Genomic DNA, 21044 nt, shown 5'->3' with positions numbered 1-21044 from the left:
TCCCCATCCCCCTCTAACGCAGCTTGCTCCATCTCACGGATGCGCCGCGTTGCTTCATAGCCATCCACAACGGGCATCCGCATGTCCATCCAGATCAGGTGCGGTTGCCAGCTTTGCCACACAGCGATCGCAGTTTCACCGTCAATCGCTTCACGCACTTCAAAGCCAGCGGCGCATAACAGTTGTGTCAGTGGCGCTCGATTTTCAGGCTGATCGTCAACGACCAAAATGCGGTAAGCAGGCTGCTGAGGTAAAAGCCGCAAAACCCGCCGAAAAGGACTAGCAGAGGCATCTGTCGCTGCGATCGCGGCCTGAATCGAAAAACGAAACGTCGATCCTTGCCCCAAAGCCGTCTCAATTTTAATATCGCCGCCCAATAGGTGAACAAACTGACGGCTAATCGCTAGCCCTAAGCCCGTCCCGCCCCCCGCTTGCACCCCTCGCGGCGTCTGCACAAAAGGTTGAAAAATCTTGTCGAGATCGGCTGGCGCAATGCCAGGGCCTGTATCCATAACGGCGAAACCAAGCTGGCAGGTAGCATCAGCGGGCGGGGTAGGGGCTGCCAGGTTTGAAATTTGGGATTCTTTATCGCCTTCTCTGCTCTTTTCGACGTTTTCTTCGCTGCTGCGCTTTAGAGCCTCCAAGCTTACGCTTACTTCAATCCGCCCTTGCTCAGTAAATTTGATGGCATTGCCCAGTAAATTAATCAACACCTGACGCAGCTTACCTTCATCGGTCTTGATGTACTGCGGTACGTCAGCCGCCAGTCCAACCCGTAGTTGCAGTTGTTTAGCCTCAGCTCGAAACTGAAACATTTCCTGCAGGGTTTGCAAAAGCTGATGTAAATCAAAGGCGTCGGTGTTGAGGGTGGTACGCCCTGCCTCAATTTTCGACATTTCTAAAACGTCGTTGATTAAATCCAGCAGGTGTTCGCCGCTGCGGTTAATAATTGCCAGCGATTCTCGCTGACGCCCACTGAGAGAATCATCTCGTTCCATCAGTTGGGCAAACCCCAAAATGGCATTCATGGGCGTTCGCAACTCGTGGCTCATGTTGGCTAAAAACGTACTTTTAGCCCGGTTAGCCGCCTCAGCCGCTTCTTTGGCTTGTTGCAGTTCGGCTTCTGCCCGCTTGCGATCGCTAATATCGGTAATTACGCCTTCGAGGCAATCTTCTTCTGGGTTGGGTCGTACTGAAAGCAGTCCCCATAGACAAGTTCCCTGGCGGCGACGTAGCTTGACTTCGCGATCGCGTAATTCCCCGTGTTGCTGAAGTTCTGCCACCACTTGCTGACGCTCGCTTGGGTCGGCATAAAACTCTCTTACCCGCTTGCGATCGATCAGTTCAGTTGGCGAGTCATACCCCATAATTTCGGCAAAGCGTTGATTGGCCGCTAAGATTAGGCCGTCATCGGGGCGGGTTCGGCAAATGCCGACTTGAGAGTTTTCAAAAATGTTGCGGTATTTAAGTTCACTTAGCCGCAAATCTTCTTCCGTTTGCTTGCGATCGCTAATGTCTGCCAGCACGACTTCAACGCAATTTTCTTCCAAGTTCAGGCGCATAGAATAAAGACCCCAGTGGATCGAGCCGTCACTATGGCGAAAACGGGTTTCGTAGTTGCTGATTTTGCCATGTTTAATCAGTTGTTCAACTAGCGGTTCTCGGTCAGCCGCATCGACATAAAAATCACGCGTAAACCGCTTGCCGACGAGATCATTGGGCGACTGATAGCCAACAATTTCGGCACAGCGCTGATTGGCCTCCAAAATCAGCCCGTCTGTCAGCCGAGAACGAAAAATGCCGACATAGGAATTTTCAAAAATGTTGCGAAACTTTAGCTCACTTCGGCGTAAGGCTTCCTCGGCTTGCTTTTGCTCGGTGATATCTTCTGCTAAACCCGCATAGCGATAAATTTCGCCCTGGCGATCGCGAATGGGCGAGGCGCTTTCGCGCACCCAGCGAATCGACTGGTCAGGACGCACAATCCGGTAGTCTACCTGATAGCTTTGGCCTAACTGTAGCTGATCTCGAATATGAGCCTGAACGCGATCGCGATCTTCGGCATAAATCCAGCTCATCCAAAGATCGTTTTCCGCCGTTTGTGCCCTAGCCGCTTCGCAACTGCGCCCCCAAATGGTTTCAAAAGCGGGGCTAATGTAGAGAATTTCAGATCCATCGGGCGTTAGCAGAAAAAAGACTTCGCGAATGTTGTCAGCAATCTGGCGAAACTTGGCTTCGCTTTCTTGCAGCGCCGCCTCTACCCGCTTGCGCTCAGTAATACTCACCCCCACACCCAATACACAATAGTCTTCACGGCCCGGTAGTTGAATTCGCCGCTTTTGCCATTGGAGCCATTCTTCACGACCTGTGCCTGTGCCTAAGGCTATTTTTTCTTCTGGCACAAATAAATCTTCGCCAGACGCTATCACCTGTCGATTTTCAACCACAAATCGAGCCGCAATTTCTGGATGCGGATGCAAGTCAGCATCTCGCTGACCAATTATTTGTTCAACGGGCACACCGTAGAAGGCAGCGGCTGCCTGGTTAGCAATTAGATAGCAGCCTTCCCAATCTTTCACGAAAATTCGATTGGGTACGGCATCCATCACCAACCGCAAAATGTCTTGCTGCTGGCGCAGATGTTCTTCGGTGCGCTGACGTTCTAACTCCGCCCCGGCTCGGGCGGCAAAAATTCGCAAAATCAGTTCCCGCTGAGGGTTGGGCTGCATCGGCTGGTCATCCATCACCGCAATATGCCCTAAAACCTGACCCGCTGCCCCCCGCATGGGAATGCCCAAATAACTCTCAATCGCAGAGGCTTGTAGGGGGCCATCTGCCGGGAAAGCGCCTTTGGTATCTTCGGCAAAGTAGCACAGGTCACCCTGCAGCACTTGTTCGCAAGGGGTGCCTCGCAGGTCGTAAACCTCACCTGCATGAAAGCCAAAATCATTCCACACCGATAAGATATAGCACTGCTCCATCGCAGACGTTAGCTTTTCGGCAATGAGGGTGTGTTTCACCTGTAGCACCTCTGCTAGGTAGCGGGCACAGGCTTGGAAAAAATCATCACCCGTTTTAGCCGCGGTTCCTTCAACGATGAGCTGCAAGGCTTTTTCTTGCCGCTTGCGATCGCTAATATCGCGAACTACACAAATGAGTCCGCCGTTTTCTAGCCGCGTTAAAGAGACTTCTTGATCAAAACGACTGCCATTTTTTTTGAGCCCTACCGCTTCACCACGCCAGTAGCCATTGTGAGCAAACGCTGGCAAAATTTCCTGCTCAAATCGCCGCAAAGACTCAGCATCGTAAAGCATTTGCCAGTGATGGCCAATCAGCTCTAAAGCACTGTCATAGCCATAAATTTGCACATGGGCATTGTTGAGATAAGCATAGTTTTGCTGGGCATCTAAAATGGCGATGCCGTCTACTGAAGCTTGAATAGCCGCTGCCTGCTGTTCAAGAAAGTAAGCCTGCTGGCGGCGGGTGGTGACATCTCGGTAGCTCCAGACTCGCACCACCGTCTGGGCGTCAATTTGCTGAGGATGCGAGTAGCGCTCAAATACCCGACCGTCTTGCAACTCTACAAGATCAAAAACCTCTGCTGTAGAGGACTGGTTGTAGAGATCTCTAACGCGAGCCTTAAACCCTTCTGGATCAACGGTCTGCTCAGCCATAAAGTCGAAGCGAGCCGTGCAGTCAGCTTCAACCGCCATTAAGTCGGCAGGCAACCCCCACATGTGGACAAATTTTTGGTTGTAGGTCAGTAAGCCCGTTTGGGGAGAGGCCACAAAAATACCATCGGCAGTGGCTTCTAAGGTGGCTTGAAGCAGCGAGGCGGTATCAGGGACTGTCGGATCGGGAGCCGTCGCGGTTGGGCAAATTTCATGAATTGTTAGCACGACCGTCGCCCCCTCACCAACGGCGATCGCCGTTCCAGCAATCCGCACAGCCCGGTGTAGCGTATCGCAATCTAGCCGATATTCGGTGGTTTCATAGTCGCCTTGCAAAACGCGGCGGGGAGGAGACGCCGCTGCGACTACAGGCTGTCCCGCCTGCACTAAGGTCAACAGCCGATCAAAATCTGCTGCTTCAATGTCTGCGGGCGATCGCCGGACTAAACGGGCAAAGGCCGGATTACACCACTCTATTTGATTGTTTTGATCGACCCAAACGACTGCATCACTGACTGCGGCTAAAGCGATCGCCATTTTGGCCAAAGTTGCCTGTAAACGATCGCACTTACCTGTTTGCTCAACCGTCATGCGGCACTCCCTCTGCCCCAGATGATTGGTGTGGCTCAATGAAGCTAGCTTAAAGGGCAAACGAGAAGATATCGAGAAGACAATGCCCCCACACGACCTAGATTGGATAAAAATAATGCCTAAGGCAGAGTACGTAACAGAAAACAATCCGTTAAAACATAAATTAACGAATCGTTATTATCGTCAAAGCGATACGCTGATTGGCCTTACTCATCCGGTCAATTCAACTTTTAGCAGAAGCCATCGATAGCAGATGGTAGGTTTCTGTTTGCTTTTGGTCAAACCTCCTCTTATTCATCATGATTCAACCCGTTAATCAGGCCGTCAGAACGGTAGAAATGCCAGATGATTTTGTCCATTACCTTAGAGTTGGGATCTGGTCTTTCGGTAATGCTTCTTGGCTATTTGGTATCAGCGATCGCACACTAGCCGCTTTTGCCGATGGCTATCTTTCAGCCGTCGATATTGCTCAACTGTTCACGGCAGCTTTCTTCTTTGTTAGCTGGTTGTTTTTAATGCCTACGCTTAAACGTTAAGCCCCACCGAAAATGGTGGCGCGATCGCCTCAAAACTGCGAAGCATAAATCTTTTTTGCCAGCATAATTCCTAAGAGAGGATGATTTAGCGGTAGGGTGTTAGTTAGCCTGTAATCGGCCTATTGCAACCTATTTGCTCTGCAAAGTTCCACTCAACTTTTATGCTTGACTCCGATCGCTTTCGCGTTGCTATTTTCGGTTCCGCTCGTATTCATGCTGGCGATTCAATCTACGAACAGGTTCGCCGTCTGGCACGCCTGCTCGGTCGTGAGGGGATAGATGTCGTTACCGGAGGTGGCCCCGGTTTAATGGAAGCCGCCAACAGAGGGCACAAAGAAGGTAGGGCTGATCCGGCCAGCAAATCCTATGGGTTAAGCATCAAGCTGCCTTTTGAAGAAGGCGTCAACGACCATGTCGATATCAAGCGAGAGTTTGATCGCTTTTCCGATCGCCTTGACCACTTTATGAGCCTATCTAACGCGGTGGTAGTCGCCCCCGGTGGAGTGGGGACGCTCTTAGAGATGGTATACACCTGGCAGCTCATGCAAGTAGAGCATATTTGCAACATTCCTATCGTCTTAGTTGGCGAAATGTGGGCTGATTTGCTGGCTTGGGTGCGGCAGTGGCCTTTACAAAAGCAGCTAATTGACCCAGAAGATTATGAGTTGCTTTTTTTGGTGCGCAACTGCGACGAAGCCTTTGAAATTTTACGCGACACCTATCAGGAGTTTTCCAAAGGCAACAATGCTTTTTGCCTTAACTACCATCGGTACAAGTTAGATTAGTCAGGGAGAAAGGACACATGGGCACTAACGACGTGCCAGCCATCCTCGGTTCGCATCCAGGTTTGGCTTTGGCGACCTAGCTGACCCGAAACTTTCGCAAACTCGGTATTTGCCGTGGCAAAGTCTCGACCATAGGTGGTAATCACTGTGCGAGTGAGCTGGCGGGCTAACCCCTGCGGTGAGCGCTGGGCGCGAAATTGAGCGATCGCGGCGTGACCGTACAGGTTTTCAGTCGCCCCATACCGGATAGTGGCTGGATGTTGCCAAAATAGCTGATCAAGAACAGCAACATCGTTGTTGACCAAGGCTTGCTCATAGCGGTTAAAGGCTAACCTGACTTCTTCAACGACTTCGGGCAAATTAATTTCCATCAAACCCCAGTAGATTACGCCTAAAAATTCTGCGTGCGCTTCAGTCTATCAGGTCGGCCACGGGTAGATCCTGCTTCGCAACAGCAGGTCAAGCGGTACAATGAGGCCAGCATTGCAGAGGGTACGGCACGTTTACGCAGGTTGGGTTGCTTTCGACATCCAAAGCTTTTTAGCCGTGTTTTGCCTTTTTATTTTGTTGGATTGAGCAAAGCCGTGTAACACAACCTTGAATCAACCCATATCTCAACGGCTGAACCGCTGAAGGCAAACCTCAAAAAGCGCAAGCTGATACCCTATACTGACTAACTTCGAGAGCACCTGGGTGCCCTATTCTGAACGATTTGACTGCGCATGGCGATTTTACACGGCAACTGGATAGCACAAGACCACTGCTTTTTTATTTGGGGGGAAACTTGGCGGCACCTCGAAACGGTACCTGTTCCAGCCGATAACCTCCTCCCCCATCCCTACAGCATGACGGCAGAGGAGCTGGTCGCCTTTTTAGAGTCGTCTACCCGCCGCTCTGAGCAAACTGGCAAGCTAGAGCCTTTCTTTCAGGTGCCTGCTGCGATGCTTCAGGCTGTTGTCGCCTCAGGTGGTAAAGCTGCCAGTCGCCGTCGTGCGGGTAAGACAGCCGTGGCGCAGCCAGCCACCCCCTCCCGCGTAGGCAATGGCTGGCGATCGCAGGTTATTGCTTTACCCACTCAAAATCAGCCCGATGGCTTTGTGCCTCAGCTTTCGAATGCGTCGCCCGAAATGCTGGAGTCTGAGCAGACAGATAGGGCGCTTTTTCCCTGGCAGGTAGAGGGGTTTCAACTGACTGCGGCTGAGGCACTTACTTTTTTTGAAGGGCTACCGCTCGGACAGGCCGTCTCAGACGCTACCCTCATCGGCTCTGACCTTTGTTACTGGTCGCATATAGCCCGTTGGGTGCTTGATTTGCTCGCCAGAGCCAAGTTTTTGCCCGAAGTGCATCCTGCTGCCGATGGCGCGATCGCCACCTGGCAATTACTCCTCGATAGTGCCATTGATCAGAGCAGACTGCGCACCTACATCCAGCAGATGCCTGCGGTTTGCCGAGCTTATCAAACATCGGCTACCGACACGGCTGTTGCTGCTGTCGATCTGCTCGCAGCTCCCCAAGAGGTGCTGCTGAGTTTTCTCAGCACCTTAGTTAACACTCAGGTCAAAGCGGTTGCCCAAAGTCAGCCCTTACCCACCAACATCCCCGTTGACAGCGACATCCCCATCCGCGACTGGCTAGTCGCCCTTGGCAGCACCACCCACCAGTTTGAAACCCATCTGCTAGCAGCTTTAAGACTGCAAGAAGCGATCGCTACCTGGACGGCTCCCCTGCAAAACCTGCAAGCTGGACAGACGGCAGCTTTTCGTACCTGCTTTGTGCTAGAGCCACCCAGCTCAACCACCCCAGACTGGCAGCTACGCTACTGTATGCAGGCTACTGACAATGACGATGTCCTATTGGCAGCTACCACCATCTGGGAAAACCCAGTTGATGAGTTGTTGTATCAAAATCGCACCCTCGAAAACCCCCAGGAAAACTTTTTAGCCGGGTTGGGTCGGGCTGCCCGCCTTTATCAGCCGATCCACGATAGTTTGCAAACCCAGCGACCTCAAGCCTGTGTGCTAGATCCGATTCAAGCCTTTGAATTTATTAAAGCGGCTGCTTGGCGGTTGCAAGACAGTGGATTTGGCGTTATCTTGCCGCCTAGCCTCGTTAGCCAGCAGGCTGAACTAGACAATCGCCTAGGGCTGAGCATTCGAGCTGAAGCACCCCAGCGACAGCAGCGACAGCGATTGGGGCTACAAAGCTTGCTCAATTTTCAGTGGGAACTAACGCTAGCTGGCGAAAAACTGTCTCAGCGAGAATTTCAGCAGCTACTTTCAAAACAATCGCCCTTGGTAGAGATCAACGGCAAATGGGTTGAGTTGCGGCCCCAAGACGTCAAAGCGGCTCAAACCTTTTTTAAGCAGCGACCTGAGCAGATGAGCTTTTCGGTTGAAGATGCGCTGCGCATTAGCACGGGCGATACCCAAGTGATTGAAAAGCTGCCCGTCGTCAGCTTTGAAGCTTCAGGCGCTTTAAAGGAACTGATTAATACGCTAACAACTGGCAATCAAACCCTCGAACCCATCCCTGAACCAGAGGGCTTTGCCGGACAGCTTCGGCCTTATCAGGCCAGGGGCGTCTCTTGGCTGGCTTTTCTAGAACAGTGGGGATTGGGCGCTTGTTTAGCTGACGATATGGGTCTGGGCAAGACTATTCAGCTAATTGCTTTTTTGCTGTATCTGCGAGAAAACAACCTCTTAGAGCGCCCCACCTTACTAGTCTGTCCTACGTCTGTGATTGGCAATTGGGAACGTGAGGTGCGGCGTTTTGGGCCTAAGCTCAAAACGCTGGTTTACCACGGTGATAAACGGCCTCAGGGGAAAAGTTTTGCCAAAGCGGCGGCTGCAACCGACTTGGTGATCACTAGCTACGCGCTGGTTCACCGCGATCTCAAAAACCTTAAAGCCGTTACCTGGCAGGGCATTGTGCTAGATGAAGCCCAAAATATCAAAAACCCTGAAGCCAAACAATCGCAAGCCGTGCGAGAGATTGCCGCCGACTTTCGCATTACCCTGACAGGAACGCCCATCGAAAACCGTCTGGCGGAGTTGTGGTCTATTTTAGATTTTTTGAATCCGGGCTATTTGGGGCCGCGCAACTTTTTCCAGCGACGCTTTGCTACCCCCATCGAACGCTATGGCGATACGGCTTCGCTAAAAACGTTGCGATCGCTGGTGCAACCCTTTATCTTGCGGCGACTCAAAACCGATCGCAGCATTATTCAAGAACTGCCCGAAAAGCAAGAAATGACGGTGTTTTGCGGTCTGACAGCAGAGCAAGCTAGCCTCTATCAGCAAACAGTTGAAGCTTCTCTAGCCGCGATTGAAGAATCAGAAGGCATTCAGCGGCATGGATTAATTTTGTCATTGCTCGTAAAACTCAAGCAGATTTGTAATCATCCTGCTCAGTTTTTGAAGCAAAAAAGTTTAGGCAAGGTTAATCGCTCAGCCAAACTAATGCGCCTAGACGAAATGTTAGAAGAACTGATCGCTGAAGGCGATCGCGCTTTGATTTTTACCCAATTTTCTGAGTGGGGGAAACTGCTCAAAGCCCACCTAGAGCGCTACTTAGGCCAAGAAACTTTATTTCTTTATGGCAGCACCTCTCAAAAACAGCGAGAGGCTATGGTCGATCGCTTTCAGCATGATCCCAATGCCCCCAAGCTGTTTATCTTATCGCTCAAGGCTGGCGGCGTTGGCCTCAACCTTACCCGTGCTAACCACGTTTTCCACTTCGATCGCTGGTGGAACCCAGCCGTTGAAAATCAGGCCACGGATCGGGCGTTTCGGATTGGGCAAACGCGTAACGTGCAGGTACATAAATTTGTCTGCACGGGCACGTTGGAAGAACGCATTCACGAACTTATTGAAAATAAAAAAGCCCTTTCCGAGCAAGTGGTCAGTTCAGGAGAACAGTGGCTAACTGATTTTGACTCCGACCAATTGCGCAACCTGCTCTTACTCGATCGCAGCGCCATTATTGACGAGTCTTAAATAAAAGCAGTTTCTCCGGAATTTCTCAGAGGTTAGCTGTAGCTCTTGATTAGGTCTACGGCTCGTAGCAGCTTTGCTCAGTTTTTGTGAGCGAAGTCGCTTACGGGGCTGATGTCGGTCACCTAGGGGACGGACGTTCGTTATTAGACTGGGAGCAGTTTAGGGATAGGGCTTTATTGAGTCTTTACTTATTCCCCACTTCTTCCCTGTTAATTGTTTAGGCTGCAGCTATCAACGGAACTTTAGCTGTTTGATCGCTAGTCTAAATACGTGGGCACCCTAACTTGAGGCTGGCCCCGCTAGACCTTGTTAGCCAAACTGGAGCAACTGAAAGCAGTCGCTATGATAGCTACCTCTTATTTTCAAGACACAGAGCGTTTAGATACTGACCGTGAACCCTCTGTGGTTGACCTCGAAAAAGTCAGTAGTGATGACGCTGCTGAAGATTTTTCCTTCACCCCTTTTGATGAGGCTGAACTCAATCAAGTTGCCGAAGAACTTGCAGCCACCAAAGCTGGTTCTCGTCGAACGACTGATTTAGTTCGTCTCTATTTGCAGGAAATTGGTAGAGTCCGACTGCTGCGCCGCGACGAAGAAGTTTCAGAAGCTCAGTTTGTGCAGCGCTATATGCAGCTTCTAGAAATGCGCAATCAGGCAGCAGTCGATCAGGGGGGATTGCTCAAAACCTATGTAGAGCTGATGGAAACCCGCGATCGCTTGACTTCTCACCTGAGCCATCGGCCTTCTCTAGAACGCTGGGCGCGTGAAGCTGAGATTCCGGCAGCCGAGCTAAAGCCAATCCTAATGAAGGGCAAGCGGCAATGGGCCGAACTGGCTGAAATTACAGCCAAAGAACTTGAGCAAGCCATTGCTGAAGGCATTCGGGCCAAAGAACACATGATCAAAGCGAACCTGCGACTGGTGGTTTCGGTCGCCAAGAAGTACCAAAATCGTGGGCTTGAGCTGCTAGATCTGATTCAGGAAGGCACGCTGGGTCTAGAACGCGCTGTCGAAAAGTTTGATCCCACCAAAGGCTACCGCTTTAGCACCTATGCTTACTGGTGGATTCGCCAGGGTATCACCCGGGCGATCGCGACTCAAAGCCGCACCATCCGTCTGCCCGTTCATATCACCGAAAAGCTCAACAAAATCAAAAAAGCTCAGCGCAAACTCTCGCAAGATCAAGGACGCACTCCCACTGTAGAAGATATCGCCAAAGAGCTAGATATGACGCCGCCTCAGGTGCGAGAGGTGTTATTACGGGTACCGCGCTCCGTCTCGCTCGAAACCAAAGTCGGTAAAGAGCGCGACACCGAACTAGGCGATTTGCTAGAAACTGACAGCATTTCCCCCGAAGAAAGTTTGATGCGCGAAGCGCTGCGCCGCGACCTGCAACAGTTGTTGGCTGACCTGACGACTCGTGAGCGAGAAGTCATTCGCATGCGCTTTGGCTTAGGCGATGGCACGCCTTACTCTTTGGCCGAAATTGGCCGTGCCCTCGACCTGTCACGAGAGCGAGTGCGTCAAATTGAATCTAAAGCGCTGCAAAAACTGCGCCAACCCAAGCGACGTAACCGCATCCGCGATTATCTAGAAGCGCTGAGCTAACAGGTTTCTCCTCTCTCAACACAGTCGGATAGCTAACTCAGGAGCAGGTTGAACCTGCTCCTTTTTTACAGCCATAACCCCTAAGGTCAAAACACTCAAATACAGCTGTAGTCACAACCGTTAAGACACTTCCATGGCTGAAAGCTGCTAGGACAGAAAAGCTTTCCTTTTGCCCTCTGCCGTTGGCTACACGTCAGGCTTTCAGCGACTTCAAACAGGCGGTGTATTCAATACTGTGCGGGTTATCGATTCGCTGAGAAGCTTTGAGAATTTCGATGCCAACAACAATGCCATCCTGGTCAAAGTCAAATACGATGCCGGGGATCTCTTCAGCCGTCTCTTCAACAAACACATCCTGAAAGATAATACGCATGACATCGGCATCTGGATCGTACTGAACTTTCATAAACTACGTACTCAACGAGTAGAACAAAAGCTGACGCTGGGCGACTCTGATAGCTGTAGCCACTAAGGTTAAGCCCCCTCAACCTGCTGAAAGCCGTCAACAGAAAACTTTTTATGCTGCTTTTTGCTTTTGCTTTCTGTCTTTAGCTATAGCAGATAGATCGCCACCCCATTGGCAACTGAAGACAATACGCTACTGCAAAACGTCTTTCTGCCCCTGTACCCATTGCTACAGACAAATACTGCCTTTTCTGGCCAAAGCCTAAAACCCGCCCCTCAGCCAACAAAAAAAGACGCAGCGATCGCGTCTCAAAAAGTACTCAAAATTGAGCAAGCTATTGCATGAGCTTTAGAATCTGCGTCGTCATCGCCAAGCTTTCCTCATAAAGCGCATCTTGTCCCCAGCGCTGAAGCTGCTGCCCTAAGATAAATTCCGCTTTTTGGTCTGAAAGAGCCGTCACCTGCTCAATACGACAAGACTGAGCGCTACCCCCTGCTTCCATCCGCATACAACCCGTTGTTTCCGAGCAAAGAATAGTACAGCAATCCGCAGATTCATTGCTTGAAGTCAGCCGCAACCCGGTCAAATCTCCAGTGACTTCGCCCCAGTCTGCCGTTGGAATAGCTGCTAGTTCAGCTTCAATTTGGGTACCGTTTGCCCCGGTGAAGTAAACTTTTTTGATGTCGTAATCGCCCCCTTCTTCGACAAAATTGCTGGGTTCCCACTCTAGCCGACTGGCAAACCAGCCCAAAAACATCAGCGCTTGCGAGGCATTGCCTTTTTCGTAGTCGATACTGATGTTGTCAATTTCGAGCAGGTTAGCCCGTCGCTCTGGCGGATCAAAAGCCGCTGCGGTCAGTTCTTGCCACGGCGAGAGTCGATGCCAGTTTAAGTCTGCAATGTAGGTGCCCTTTTCGATCAGCGCCTGCATTTTCAGTAACTCTGACTCCGCATCGCTGAAGTAACTAGAATCGACAATGACACAGTTGCAGGTGCTTAAAAGCTGCTCAAATAGAGGTTGTTCTGGATTGGGTGTTGCTTTCCACCAGGCAAACTTAGGTAAATCAGCCGTCATCAGCGAAGTGACTAGGTTGCCGACGCGCTCTAAAGCGGCTTTTGTCCCTCGCAGGGTGATGTATTCCGAACAAACCAAATTGCTGCCGCTGCTTTTTTGCACGGGGCAGTAGGCCGAAACTTGCGCCGTTACCCCTGTATCTTCGCCGAGAACAGGTGATAGCGTGATTACCCGGCAGGGATTATGAGCCGCGATCGCATCGCTGAGCGTAAAACCGCGTCTGTCTTCATTCGTGATGCTTTTGCGCTCAGCCGGGAGCGCTTTATATTCGTCCCGCAACCGCTGCAGCGTCAACGGCCCTACCCGTCCAGTCACCCTCAGCTTATACACCGTTTGAGCCTCTCTTACCGCCTCTTTAGTTTGAGGGCCATGAATTCCGTCGATGGGGCCGTCGTAAAAGCCTAAAGCAGCCAGCAACTGCTGAAACTCTTCGGGTTCGTAAACCACCATACTGAAGGTTGCCGCACGGGTGACAACGGGGGCAGACTTACCTGAATCTTGGCTATGCCAGATCTGACGTAGCTCGGCTTCAATTTCATCGACAGAAATGTCTTTGGGATTTTGAAGCGCCACAAGAGGAGTCGTAGTCATAAAAGTCTAAAGAAATTAGAGATTATGGGTTAGCATTGCGAGAATTAACAGGCGTCAAATCAAGAGGGATGAGTTCAAGCAAGGGCTAATTGTTAAAAAGTTGACCCGTTGAATACTTTGTCAACTAACTCCATGCTACTGATTCCTCATCCAATTCGGTATTACAACCTGCGCCAACGGCGGCCATCGTGATTGAGCAGCAGTTCAGCTTCAACCGGCTCCCAAGTGCCAGCCTCATAAAGGGGAACAGACTCAGGCGGAGCCGGAGCGTCCCAAGCCTGCAACAAAGGCGTCAAAACTCGCCAAGAAGCTTCAACCTCATCTCCCCGCGTAAAAAGCGTTTGGTCGCCTAACATACAGTCCACCAGAAGACGGCTATAGGCGTCTGTACTTGCTTTACCAAAAGCAGCATCGTAACGAAAATCCATATCCACGGAGCGCGTACGAAGCGAATTGCCGGGAGTTTTAACCTCAAATCGCATTGAGATGCCTTCGTCAGGCTGAATGCGCAGCGCCAGAACGTTGTGGTTCATCTGCTTAGCCGCTGACTGAAACATCAGGTAAGGCACTTCCTTAAAGTGAATAGAAATTTCCGTTACCTTTTTGGGCATGCGCTTACCTGTGCGCATGTAAAAGGGCACCCCTTTCCAACGCCAGTTATCGACATAGAGCTTAATAGCGGCGTAAGTTGGCGTTGTCGATTTGGGATCAGCGCCTTCTTCTTGCCGATACCCCGGCACAGGTTTGCCCTTCATCCACCCGGCTGAGTATTGCCCTCGCACGGCTGATAGCTCTAGTTCGCTGAGATCAGCTAAGCGCGTTGCTTGAATAACTTTCACCTTTTCCGTGCGAATGCTGTTAGCGTCTAGAGAGTTAGGGGCTTCCATTGCGGTTAAGCAAAACAGCTGCATGAGGTGATTTTGCACCATGTCTCTAAGCGCACCAGCCGTTTCGTAGTAGCCCGCTCGACCTTCTAGCCCTACGGTTTCAGCCACCGTAATTTGCACATGATCGACAAACTGGCGATTCCACAGCGGCTCAAAAATAGCGTTGGCAAAGCGAAAAACCATCAGGTTTTGTACGGTTTCTTTGCCCAAGTAGTGGTCAATTCGGTAAATCTGGCTTTCGTCACAAACCTGGCTAACGGTGCGGTTTAAGACTCTAGCCGAGGCTAAGTCGCGGCCAAAAGGTTTTTCAATCACCAGCCGCTGCTTACTCGGATCGCTCAGCATGCCCGCATTCCCTAGCTGCTGAGCGGCCTCCCCAAAGAAACGAGGAGCTACGGATAGATAAAAAACCCGGTTGCCCCGCGTGCCCCGCTTTTCGTCTAGCTCAGCTAAAAAGGCTTTGAGTTTGTGATAGCTTTCGGGCTGATCAATATTGCCAGAACAGTAAAAAAGTCCTTTAGCAAAATCGTCCCACAGGTCTTGGCTACCAATACCCCCGCCAAACTCATCGACCCCTTCTTTGAGGTGATCGCGAAAATAGTCATGGCTCCAATCGCGTCGAGAAACCCCTACGATAGTTGTTTCTGGCGGCAAACGCCGTTCGCGGCGCATTTGATAAAGAGCGGGCACTAGTTTGCGGTGGGTTAAATCGCCTGAAGCCCCAAAAATGATCAAAATTTGGGGATCGGGAATCGGATCTTGCTGGAGACCGACGCGAAGCGGATTTTCAAGTAGGGTGACCATAGGCGCGTAGAGTAGGAAGACACAGGTGAGGGATGATATTGACCCAACCGCAGCGGGAAATCAACCAGATTTGGCAGATTTCCCGTGGTTAGTTAAACCGGGCTGGGCTTAAGCGGGCGATAGCTGCTTGACTTTGGTAACCAGTGAATCCATTAGCTTGTCGAAGGGCTGGACAAACTTGTCGATACCTTCTTCGAGCAGTTCATCCATGATTTGGTCGAGCTGAATCCCCAGTTCAGGCAAACTGTCGATTAGCTGATAGGCTTGATCGACTTCTGTTTCAATGCGGCTGTCAACGTCGCAGTGATCAGCACAAGCTTCGATAGTGTCGGGGGGTAGGGTGTTGACGGTATCCGGGCCGATTAACTCGTCAACGTACATAACATCGCTGTAGTCAGGATTTTTGGTGCTGGTGCTAGCCCACAATAGCCGCTGTACTTTAGCGCCTTTTTGCGCGAGGGCTTGCCAGCGATCGCTATTGATTATCTTTTTGTATTCCTGATAAGCGATTTTAGCGTTGGCGATCGCGACTTCGCCTTTGACGGCTTGCAGCTTGGCTTTTTGACTGAGGTTGTCTTCGCCCACTAGCAGTTCATCAACGCGATCGTCTACTTTGGTGTCAATGCGGCTAAGGAAGAAGCTAGCGACCGACGCTATCTGGCTAATATCTTCGCCTTGTTCAACTCGCTTCTCTAGACCGCGAATGTAAGCCCAGGCCGCTTCTTGATAAGCATCGACGGAAAAGAGCAGCGTCACATTGACGTTGATACCTTCGCTGATAGCTCGCTCAATTGCAGGAACCCCCTCTGGCGTCCCTGGGATCTTAATCATCAGGTTGGGTCGATTCAGATCGCTGAAGTAGCGGCGGGCGGTTGCCGTTGTCTCTTCGTGGTCGCGAGCCAAACTGGGGGGGACTTCTAAACTAACGTAACCATCTAAACCCTGGGTTTGCTGATAAATGGGCATCAGCGTGTCGCAAGCGCGGCGAATGTCTTCAAACACCAGCGACTCGTAAATTTCTTCCACTGACTTGCCCGCCCGGATACCCGCTTCAATATCCTGGTCGTAGATGGCATTTCCGGCGATCGCCTTTTGGAAAATGGCTGGATTAGAGGTAATGCCATGCACATCGCGGCTTTCAATGAGCTTTTCTAACTCACCCGATTGCAAAATGTCGCGGCTGAGGTTGTCCATCCAAACACTCTGGCCATAATCTTTGAGGTGAAGAATGGGGTTGTCTGCAGTAGCAGCCATATAAATCTCCTGATAACAACTGGTAAGAACTAAAAAACAGTGACTTCAAATGCGGATTAACTCGCCTGCCTAAGGATTAACTCGCCTGCCTAAGATTGAGAAGCTGCTAGTTCAGCCTCAGCTTCCCGCTGGCGTTCGCTAATAAAAGATTCAACCAGCGCCACGTCATCGCTACTACCAATCACCAAAGGCGTCCGTGCATGTAGCTTATCGGGTACCACTTGCAAAATCGGCTGAGTGCCCGTGCTGGCTCGTCCCCCCGCTTGCTCGGCTAAGTAGGCCAAAGGCGCTGTTTCGTAGAGGAGTCGCAGCTTACCTTCAGGCTTTTTGACCGTGCCGGGGTAAAGAAACACGCCGCCTTGCATCAAAATGCGATGAAAGTCGCCGACTAAAGCGCCACTGTAGCGGGCTGAGTAACCGTCATGTCTATGAACATAACGAATAAAATCACGGATTGAATCCTCCCATTGCCAGAAATTCCCTTCGTTGACGCTATAGGTTGGGCCATGTTCGGGTATCCGAATATTTTCACTAGACAGGATAAATTCTCCCAAACTGGGGTCTAAGGTGAAGGCGTGGACGCCATAACCCATGGAGTAAACCAGAACCGTGCTGGGGCCATACAAGATATAGCCTGCCGCAATTTGTTCGTGGCCGTCTTGCAGCAAATCGGCGGCGCTTTGGTCAACATCGTCGCCCGTTTGTTGGCGAATGGCAAAAATGGAGCCGACATTGAGGTTAATGTCCACATTAGAAGAGCCGTCAATGGGGTCGTAGAGCAGCGTGTAGCGCCCCACTGGGCAATTTTCAGGAATGTAGTAAGGTTTTTCCATTTCTTCAGAGGCTAAGCGGCATACCAGCCCGCTTTGCTTAAAGACGGAGATAAAAACGTCGTTGGCAAAAACGTCCATCCGTTTGACGTCTTCACCCTGAACATTGGTGCGGCCCGTAAAGCCCAATGCATCTTCCATTAGCCCTGCATGGGTGAGCCGTCGGGCAATCAGCTTGCCCGCTAAGGCAATCCGATTCATCAAAGCGCTGAGGTCTTGCGCTTCTGGGCCAAAGCTTTGAAGCTGTTGCAAGACGTGGCGTGAAAGGGTCATGCAGTCGCGGTCTAAAGCTGCTGCCTGGGCTGGCTGGTAGCCGTTAACCATATCGTTTTCCTCCTAAATTTTTTGCGTCTTCTCAGGCAGAGACGCCGTTATTACATCAATTAACAGATTGATTGGGGTTTGCCACCGCCCATTGGTTCCATATTAGGTAGGCAATTTAAAGACCGTTGCTAAGCTTTAGACGAACTATAGAAATCGCGATCGCCGCCTGTAAAATTAGCGAATTTGTGGGTTCAGACTTTGTAAAACTTGATGATTAAAAAAAGATTAGCAAATCTCCGCAAGCGCCTATTTCTACCCTCTTTCATTCCAGGTCGGGTTTCTCTAAAGCTGGTATATTCAGGGTTACGAGATTTTGGCTAGCAGCAAAATGAGAGTTTCTCAGGGTTCAACGCCTGCCTAAAAATAATGAGGTGTTGACATTGACAACGTGGCCGCTATCAACACTCGGCCAAAAATTAAAAATTTTCTGCACAACAGATTACCAGCGCCTTTAATACCGGATAGTCTTGATAGCTCACATCAAGAGGGAATGACATGAGCAAAATCAAACGGATTGGAATTCTCACCAGTGGGGGAGACTGTGCCGGGTTGAACGCCGCCATTCGCGCAGTTACCCACCGAGCTATTGGCACTTACGACTGGGAAGTGTTTGGCATCTGCCGCGCTACTCACGGGTTAATGCACCGCCCACCGGAGTACATTCAATTTGGCCTTTCAGATACTTACCCGCTGCTAACGCTAGGCGGCACTATTTTAGGCACCACCAACAAAGGCAATCCTTTTGCTTATCCCATGCCGGATGGTAGTCTGCGCGATCGCTCTGAAGAAATCATTGCAGGCTACCACCAGATGAATTTGGATGCGCTAATTGGCATCGGTGGAGATGGCAGTTTGGCGATTTTGCGTCAGCTAGCCCAGCAGGGTGGGATCAATTTGGTGGCTATTCCCAAAACGATTGACAACGACCTTGGCAGTACCGAACGCTCTGTCGGCTTTGATACGGCTGTTAACATCGCCACAGAAGCCCTCGATCGCCTGCATTTTACCGCTGCTAGCCACTCGCGGGTGATGATTTTAGAAGTGATGGGGCGCGATGCAGGGCATATTGCCCTTAACGCTGGCATTGCAGGGGGTGCCGATATTATTTTGATCCCCGAAATTGCCTATACGATTGACAATGTTTGTCAGGCAATTGAACAGTTGCACCAACGTGGGCGCAATTTTGCGCTGATGGTGGTCGCTGAATCAGTCTGTGACGAAACGGGCTGCAAGGTGACCCAAACCAATCGCCTGGGGCAGTGTCGTCTAGGCGGCATTGGTCAATACTTAGCTGATACCATTTCTGATTGCAGCGGTGCCGAAACGCGGGTAACAGTTTTGGGGCATGTGCAGCGGGGTGGGGTGCCGTCTCCGTTAGATCGGGTGCTGGCTAGCGCTTTTGGGGTAGCCGCAGTCGATTTGATTGCCGAAGGCAAGTTTGACCATATGGTGAGCTGGTACGATCGCGATGTCATTAGCGTGCCGATTGCTGAGGCGATCGCTCAGTACCGCGCTGTCGATCCAGACGACATTCTGGTTAGAACGGCGCGCTCGATTGGTATTTGTTTTGGGGATCACGCCGTCAAGCTAGATGCAGCTAGACGTTAGTTCCCGGCGACAAATGCCTGATTGCGTTGGGGATTGCCCAATTGATAGAGCGGTTGATCAAAATCAACGCTGGGCTGAAGGCGATCGGAAACGGTCGTAGGGCTACCCCAATGCTGCTGCATCGCTTTAAGCAAGTTATCCTGCCCTTGGCGTAGCCCCTCTAAATTGCCGCCCTGATTGAGAATGGCAAACCACACCAAAGCGCGATCGCGGGTAGGAAACACCCCGGCTAAGGAACTGACGGTCGCTAAGCTACCTGTTTTCAAAGCGGCGTGGGCAGGTAAATCTCGGTAGGCTAAAGTGCCCGTATCGCGACCCGCCACGGGCAAAACATCGGCAATGGTATAGCCTTCTGCTTGCAGCATCCGCTCTAGCGTGGTCAGCATCGCCACCACCATGCGCGGTGAGATCTGATTTTCTACGCCTAATCCTGACCCATTGACCAACTGAATTTCGTTGGCTGGAACCCTTGTCTTTTCAGCTACCTTCGCCATCACAACAGCAGCCCCTCCAGCCAGATCAGCCATCTGCTCAGCCATGACATTGTTGCTGTAGATATTCATCGCTTTGAGAATAGCCACCAGCGGCAAAGACTGATGCTGTACGACCCAAGCCGATACTTGGCCAACCGCATCGAGGGGCTGTACTTGAATGCCGCCTTGAATCGACACCTGGGGGTGAGGGGTATTGGGGGGTAGAGCTTGATACTGGCTCTCAATTTCGGACGACCAGCGCTGCGCGTCGATCGCCTGCTCTAGCAGCTCACCAGCGCGGTACGGGTCTGCTTCAAAGTTCATGGTAAAGTCGCCCAAAACAATGAGATCGCCTTCTACCGTTGAAATGCCAGCCGCCTGTAAGGCGTTGCCTAAAGCGATCGCCTCTTCCCAGACAAAAAAGGGATCGCTGCCGCTACGCACGACTAAATTACCGCTGACGACGCCATTTTCAATCGGGCCAGTGACCCCCACCAGCGTTTCAAAGCGATGATCGGGTCGCCAGGTGGAGAGAGCCGCCAGCGTTGTGGCAATTTTGGTTAATGAAGCGGCCGGTAGGGGCGTGGTTGCTTGGTGGTAGGTTTCGGTGGTACTGCCAGTAAAAAAGAACAAACCTTGGGTATTCGCCCCTAGCCCCTGGTTGGCTAAATTTGCCAGATATTGTTGGGCGATCGCCGAGGCGGCGGGATCAGGTTCAAACAGTTGGGCAACCCAGGGAGACCGCCACTGCACCGCTAACTCAATGGTGTCCAGGTTAGAGGCGACTAGCGGCTGACTTTGGCTCCCCCCCATCACAAAGGAAAGCAGGCCCATCCCCATCATTGGTAACAACCCCATCATGGATACACTCACCCAGAGAACAGACGTTTTACCTGGTAAAGATACACTAGAACTGTGAGTTTCAACCGCCCAGTTCATGGCAAAGCCGGATCAAACCCTAGTCCTGCGCCGTCTTCCTATTGTAGTCGGTGCGATCGCCGGAACCCTGCTAATGGTCAACCGCTTGGCAACGCCCGTGCTGACTGACTCACAAGCGCGATCGGATGCCTTAGGCGTCATTATTAGCGCCGTTTTGATTCTAACGGGGCTGTTATGGCAGCAAATTCAGCCCAAGCCCCCCGAAGCGGTAGAACTGGTGGGTGAATCTGGCTTTGAGCTAGGCAAAGACCTGCCGGAAGTTGTGCAGACAGAACTGGCCTGGGCTTCTCATCTTTTGCTAACTAACACCGTTACGCGATCGGTGGTTGCTTACTATCAAGGCCAGGTAATTATGCGCCGTGGCACTTTAGGCCCGGTGGCAGAGGTGAAGCCCGGAGCCATTTTGCAGCGGGTGCTGGCTAAACAAGCTCCGGTCTACCTGGTTAGCCTCAAAATTTACCCCGGTCGGGTCGAATTTGACTACCTACCCGAAAACACGCAAGGCGTGATCTGTCAGCCGATGGGCAACGGCGGGGCGCTCATTTTAGCAGCCAATGCCCCTCGCAGCTACACCCAGCAAGACGAAACCTGGATTGCGGGCATTGCCGATAAGCTGGGCAATACCCTAGATCAGGCGATCGCGCCCTCTGCTTCAACCCCGTCTTAA

The 21044-nt window shown here is 51.3% G+C and carries 14 protein-coding genes; 6 read left to right on the top strand and 8 right to left on the bottom strand.

Annotation, left to right across the window (positions count from 1 at the left end):
• Positions 1-4262, bottom strand: a 4262-nt coding sequence (locus ACTS3T_RS09685) for a hybrid sensor histidine kinase/response regulator (protein ID WP_462934925.1), incomplete at its 3' end; no start/stop codon positions are given.
• Between the two features lie 338 nt (positions 4263-4600).
• Between ACTS3T_RS09685 and ACTS3T_RS09680 the strand changes: the two genes are divergently transcribed.
• Both ACTS3T_RS09680 and ACTS3T_RS09675 read left to right on the top strand, forming a co-directional pair.
• Positions 4601-4798: a hypothetical protein gene (locus ACTS3T_RS09680; RefSeq protein WP_377961917.1), complete on the top strand. Its 198-nt coding sequence runs from the start codon at positions 4601-4603 to the stop codon at positions 4796-4798.
• Positions 4799-4959: 161 nt separating this feature from the next.
• Positions 4960-5583 carry an LOG family protein gene (locus ACTS3T_RS09675; RefSeq protein WP_377961806.1) on the top strand — a complete coding sequence of 208 codons (624 nt, stop codon included), beginning with the start codon at positions 4960-4962 and terminating at the stop codon, positions 5581-5583.
• Here ACTS3T_RS09675 and hpxZ read toward each other — a convergent pair.
• Entirely contained in the window at positions 5580-5954 is a 375-nt protein-coding gene (gene hpxZ / locus ACTS3T_RS09670; protein ID WP_377961809.1) for an oxalurate catabolism protein HpxZ, read from the bottom strand. The genes ACTS3T_RS09675 and hpxZ overlap by 4 nt on opposite strands.
• Before the next feature lie 351 nt (positions 5955-6305).
• On the opposite strand from hpxZ, the gene ACTS3T_RS09665 reads away from it, so the two are divergent.
• Both ACTS3T_RS09665 and sigC read left to right on the top strand, forming a co-directional pair.
• The gene (locus tag ACTS3T_RS09665) at positions 6306-9578 is read left to right on the top strand and encodes a DEAD/DEAH box helicase (RefSeq protein ID WP_377961812.1); all 3273 of its coding nucleotides are present in this window, start codon (positions 6306-6308) and stop codon (positions 9576-9578) included.
• Positions 9579-9920: 342 nt separating this feature from the next.
• Entirely contained in the window at positions 9921-11186 is a 1266-nt protein-coding gene (gene sigC, locus ACTS3T_RS09660; RefSeq protein ID WP_377961815.1) for an RNA polymerase sigma factor SigC, read from the top strand.
• Between the two features lie 193 nt (positions 11187-11379).
• Here sigC and ACTS3T_RS09655 read toward each other — a convergent pair whose 3' ends face one another.
• The 5 genes from ACTS3T_RS09655 to fbp form a co-directional block, all read right to left on the bottom strand.
• Positions 11380-11592 (bottom strand): DUF2283 domain-containing protein, encoded by a 213-nt coding sequence (locus ACTS3T_RS09655; protein WP_377961818.1) that lies wholly within the window; start codon positions 11590-11592, stop codon positions 11380-11382.
• 334 nt (positions 11593-11926) lie between these two features.
• A complete protein-coding gene (gene opcA / locus ACTS3T_RS09650; RefSeq protein WP_377961821.1) occupies positions 11927-13258 on the bottom strand; it encodes a glucose-6-phosphate dehydrogenase assembly protein OpcA in 1332 nt (443 codons plus the stop codon).
• A 161-nt stretch (positions 13259-13419) separates the two neighbouring features.
• Positions 13420-14949 (bottom strand): glucose-6-phosphate dehydrogenase, encoded by a 1530-nt coding sequence (gene zwf, locus ACTS3T_RS09645; protein WP_377961824.1) that lies wholly within the window; start codon positions 14947-14949, stop codon positions 13420-13422.
• A 108-nt stretch (positions 14950-15057) separates the two neighbouring features.
• A complete protein-coding gene (gene tal, locus ACTS3T_RS09640) occupies positions 15058-16203 on the bottom strand; it encodes a transaldolase (protein ID WP_377961827.1) in 1146 nt (381 codons plus the stop codon).
• 89 nt (positions 16204-16292) lie between these two features.
• Complete coding sequence (fbp, locus tag ACTS3T_RS09635; RefSeq protein WP_377961830.1) at positions 16293-17357, bottom strand: class 1 fructose-bisphosphatase; 1065 nt, start codon at positions 17355-17357, stop codon at positions 16293-16295.
• Positions 17358-17852: 495 nt separating this feature from the next.
• Here fbp and ACTS3T_RS09630 point away from each other — a divergent pair, with 495 nt between their 5' ends.
• Positions 17853-18965, top strand: a complete 1113-nt coding sequence (locus ACTS3T_RS09630) for an ATP-dependent 6-phosphofructokinase (protein ID WP_377961832.1) — start codon at positions 17853-17855, stop codon at positions 18963-18965.
• On the opposite strand, the gene ACTS3T_RS09625 is transcribed toward ACTS3T_RS09630, so the two are convergent.
• Complete coding sequence (locus tag ACTS3T_RS09625) at positions 18962-20377, bottom strand: D-alanyl-D-alanine carboxypeptidase (RefSeq protein WP_377961835.1); 1416 nt, start codon at positions 20375-20377, stop codon at positions 18962-18964. The two genes, ACTS3T_RS09630 and ACTS3T_RS09625, sit on opposite strands and share 4 nt — an antisense overlap.
• Here ACTS3T_RS09625 and ACTS3T_RS09620 point away from each other — a divergent pair.
• Entirely contained in the window at positions 20376-21044 is a 669-nt protein-coding gene (locus ACTS3T_RS09620) for a cofactor assembly of complex C subunit B (protein ID WP_377961838.1), read from the top strand. The genes ACTS3T_RS09625 and ACTS3T_RS09620 overlap by 2 nt on opposite strands.

This window comes from Almyronema sp., assembly GCF_052168255.1.
GTDB lineage: Bacteria > Cyanobacteriota > Cyanobacteriia > Phormidesmidales > Phormidesmidaceae > Sphaerothrix > Sphaerothrix epifaneia.
The sequence above is the reverse complement of the archived record's forward strand: the minus strand, read 5'-3'. Positions and strand labels throughout refer to the sequence as shown.

Excerpts from the sequence above, each read along its gene's own strand:
- ACTS3T_RS09680 (WP_377961917.1), top strand. The coding sequence starts at position 4,601 with ATGCCAGATGATTTTGTCCATTACCTTAGAGTTGGGATCTGGTCTTTC.
- ACTS3T_RS09675 (WP_377961806.1), top strand. The coding sequence starts at position 4,960 with ATGCTTGACTCCGATCGCTTTCGCGTTGCTATTTTCGGTTCCGCTCGT.
- hpxZ (WP_377961809.1), bottom strand. The coding sequence starts at position 5,954 with ATGGAAATTAATTTGCCCGAAGTCGTTGAAGAAGTCAGGTTAGCCTTT.
- ACTS3T_RS09665 (WP_377961812.1), top strand. The coding sequence starts at position 6,306 with ATGGCGATTTTACACGGCAACTGGATAGCACAAGACCACTGCTTTTTT.
- sigC (WP_377961815.1), top strand. The coding sequence starts at position 9,921 with ATGATAGCTACCTCTTATTTTCAAGACACAGAGCGTTTAGATACTGAC.
- ACTS3T_RS09655 (WP_377961818.1), bottom strand. The coding sequence starts at position 11,592 with ATGAAAGTTCAGTACGATCCAGATGCCGATGTCATGCGTATTATCTTT.
- opcA (WP_377961821.1), bottom strand. The coding sequence starts at position 13,258 with ATGACTACGACTCCTCTTGTGGCGCTTCAAAATCCCAAAGACATTTCT.
- zwf (WP_377961824.1), bottom strand. The coding sequence starts at position 14,949 with ATGGTCACCCTACTTGAAAATCCGCTTCGCGTCGGTCTCCAGCAAGAT.
- tal (WP_377961827.1), bottom strand. The coding sequence starts at position 16,203 with ATGGCTGCTACTGCAGACAACCCCATTCTTCACCTCAAAGATTATGGC.
- fbp (WP_377961830.1), bottom strand. The coding sequence starts at position 17,357 with ATGGTTAACGGCTACCAGCCAGCCCAGGCAGCAGCTTTAGACCGCGAC.
- ACTS3T_RS09630 (WP_377961832.1), top strand. The coding sequence starts at position 17,853 with ATGAGCAAAATCAAACGGATTGGAATTCTCACCAGTGGGGGAGACTGT.
- ACTS3T_RS09620 (WP_377961838.1), top strand. The coding sequence starts at position 20,376 with ATGGCAAAGCCGGATCAAACCCTAGTCCTGCGCCGTCTTCCTATTGTA.
- ACTS3T_RS09625 (WP_377961835.1), bottom strand. The coding sequence starts at position 20,377 with ATGAACTGGGCGGTTGAAACTCACAGTTCTAGTGTATCTTTACCAGGT.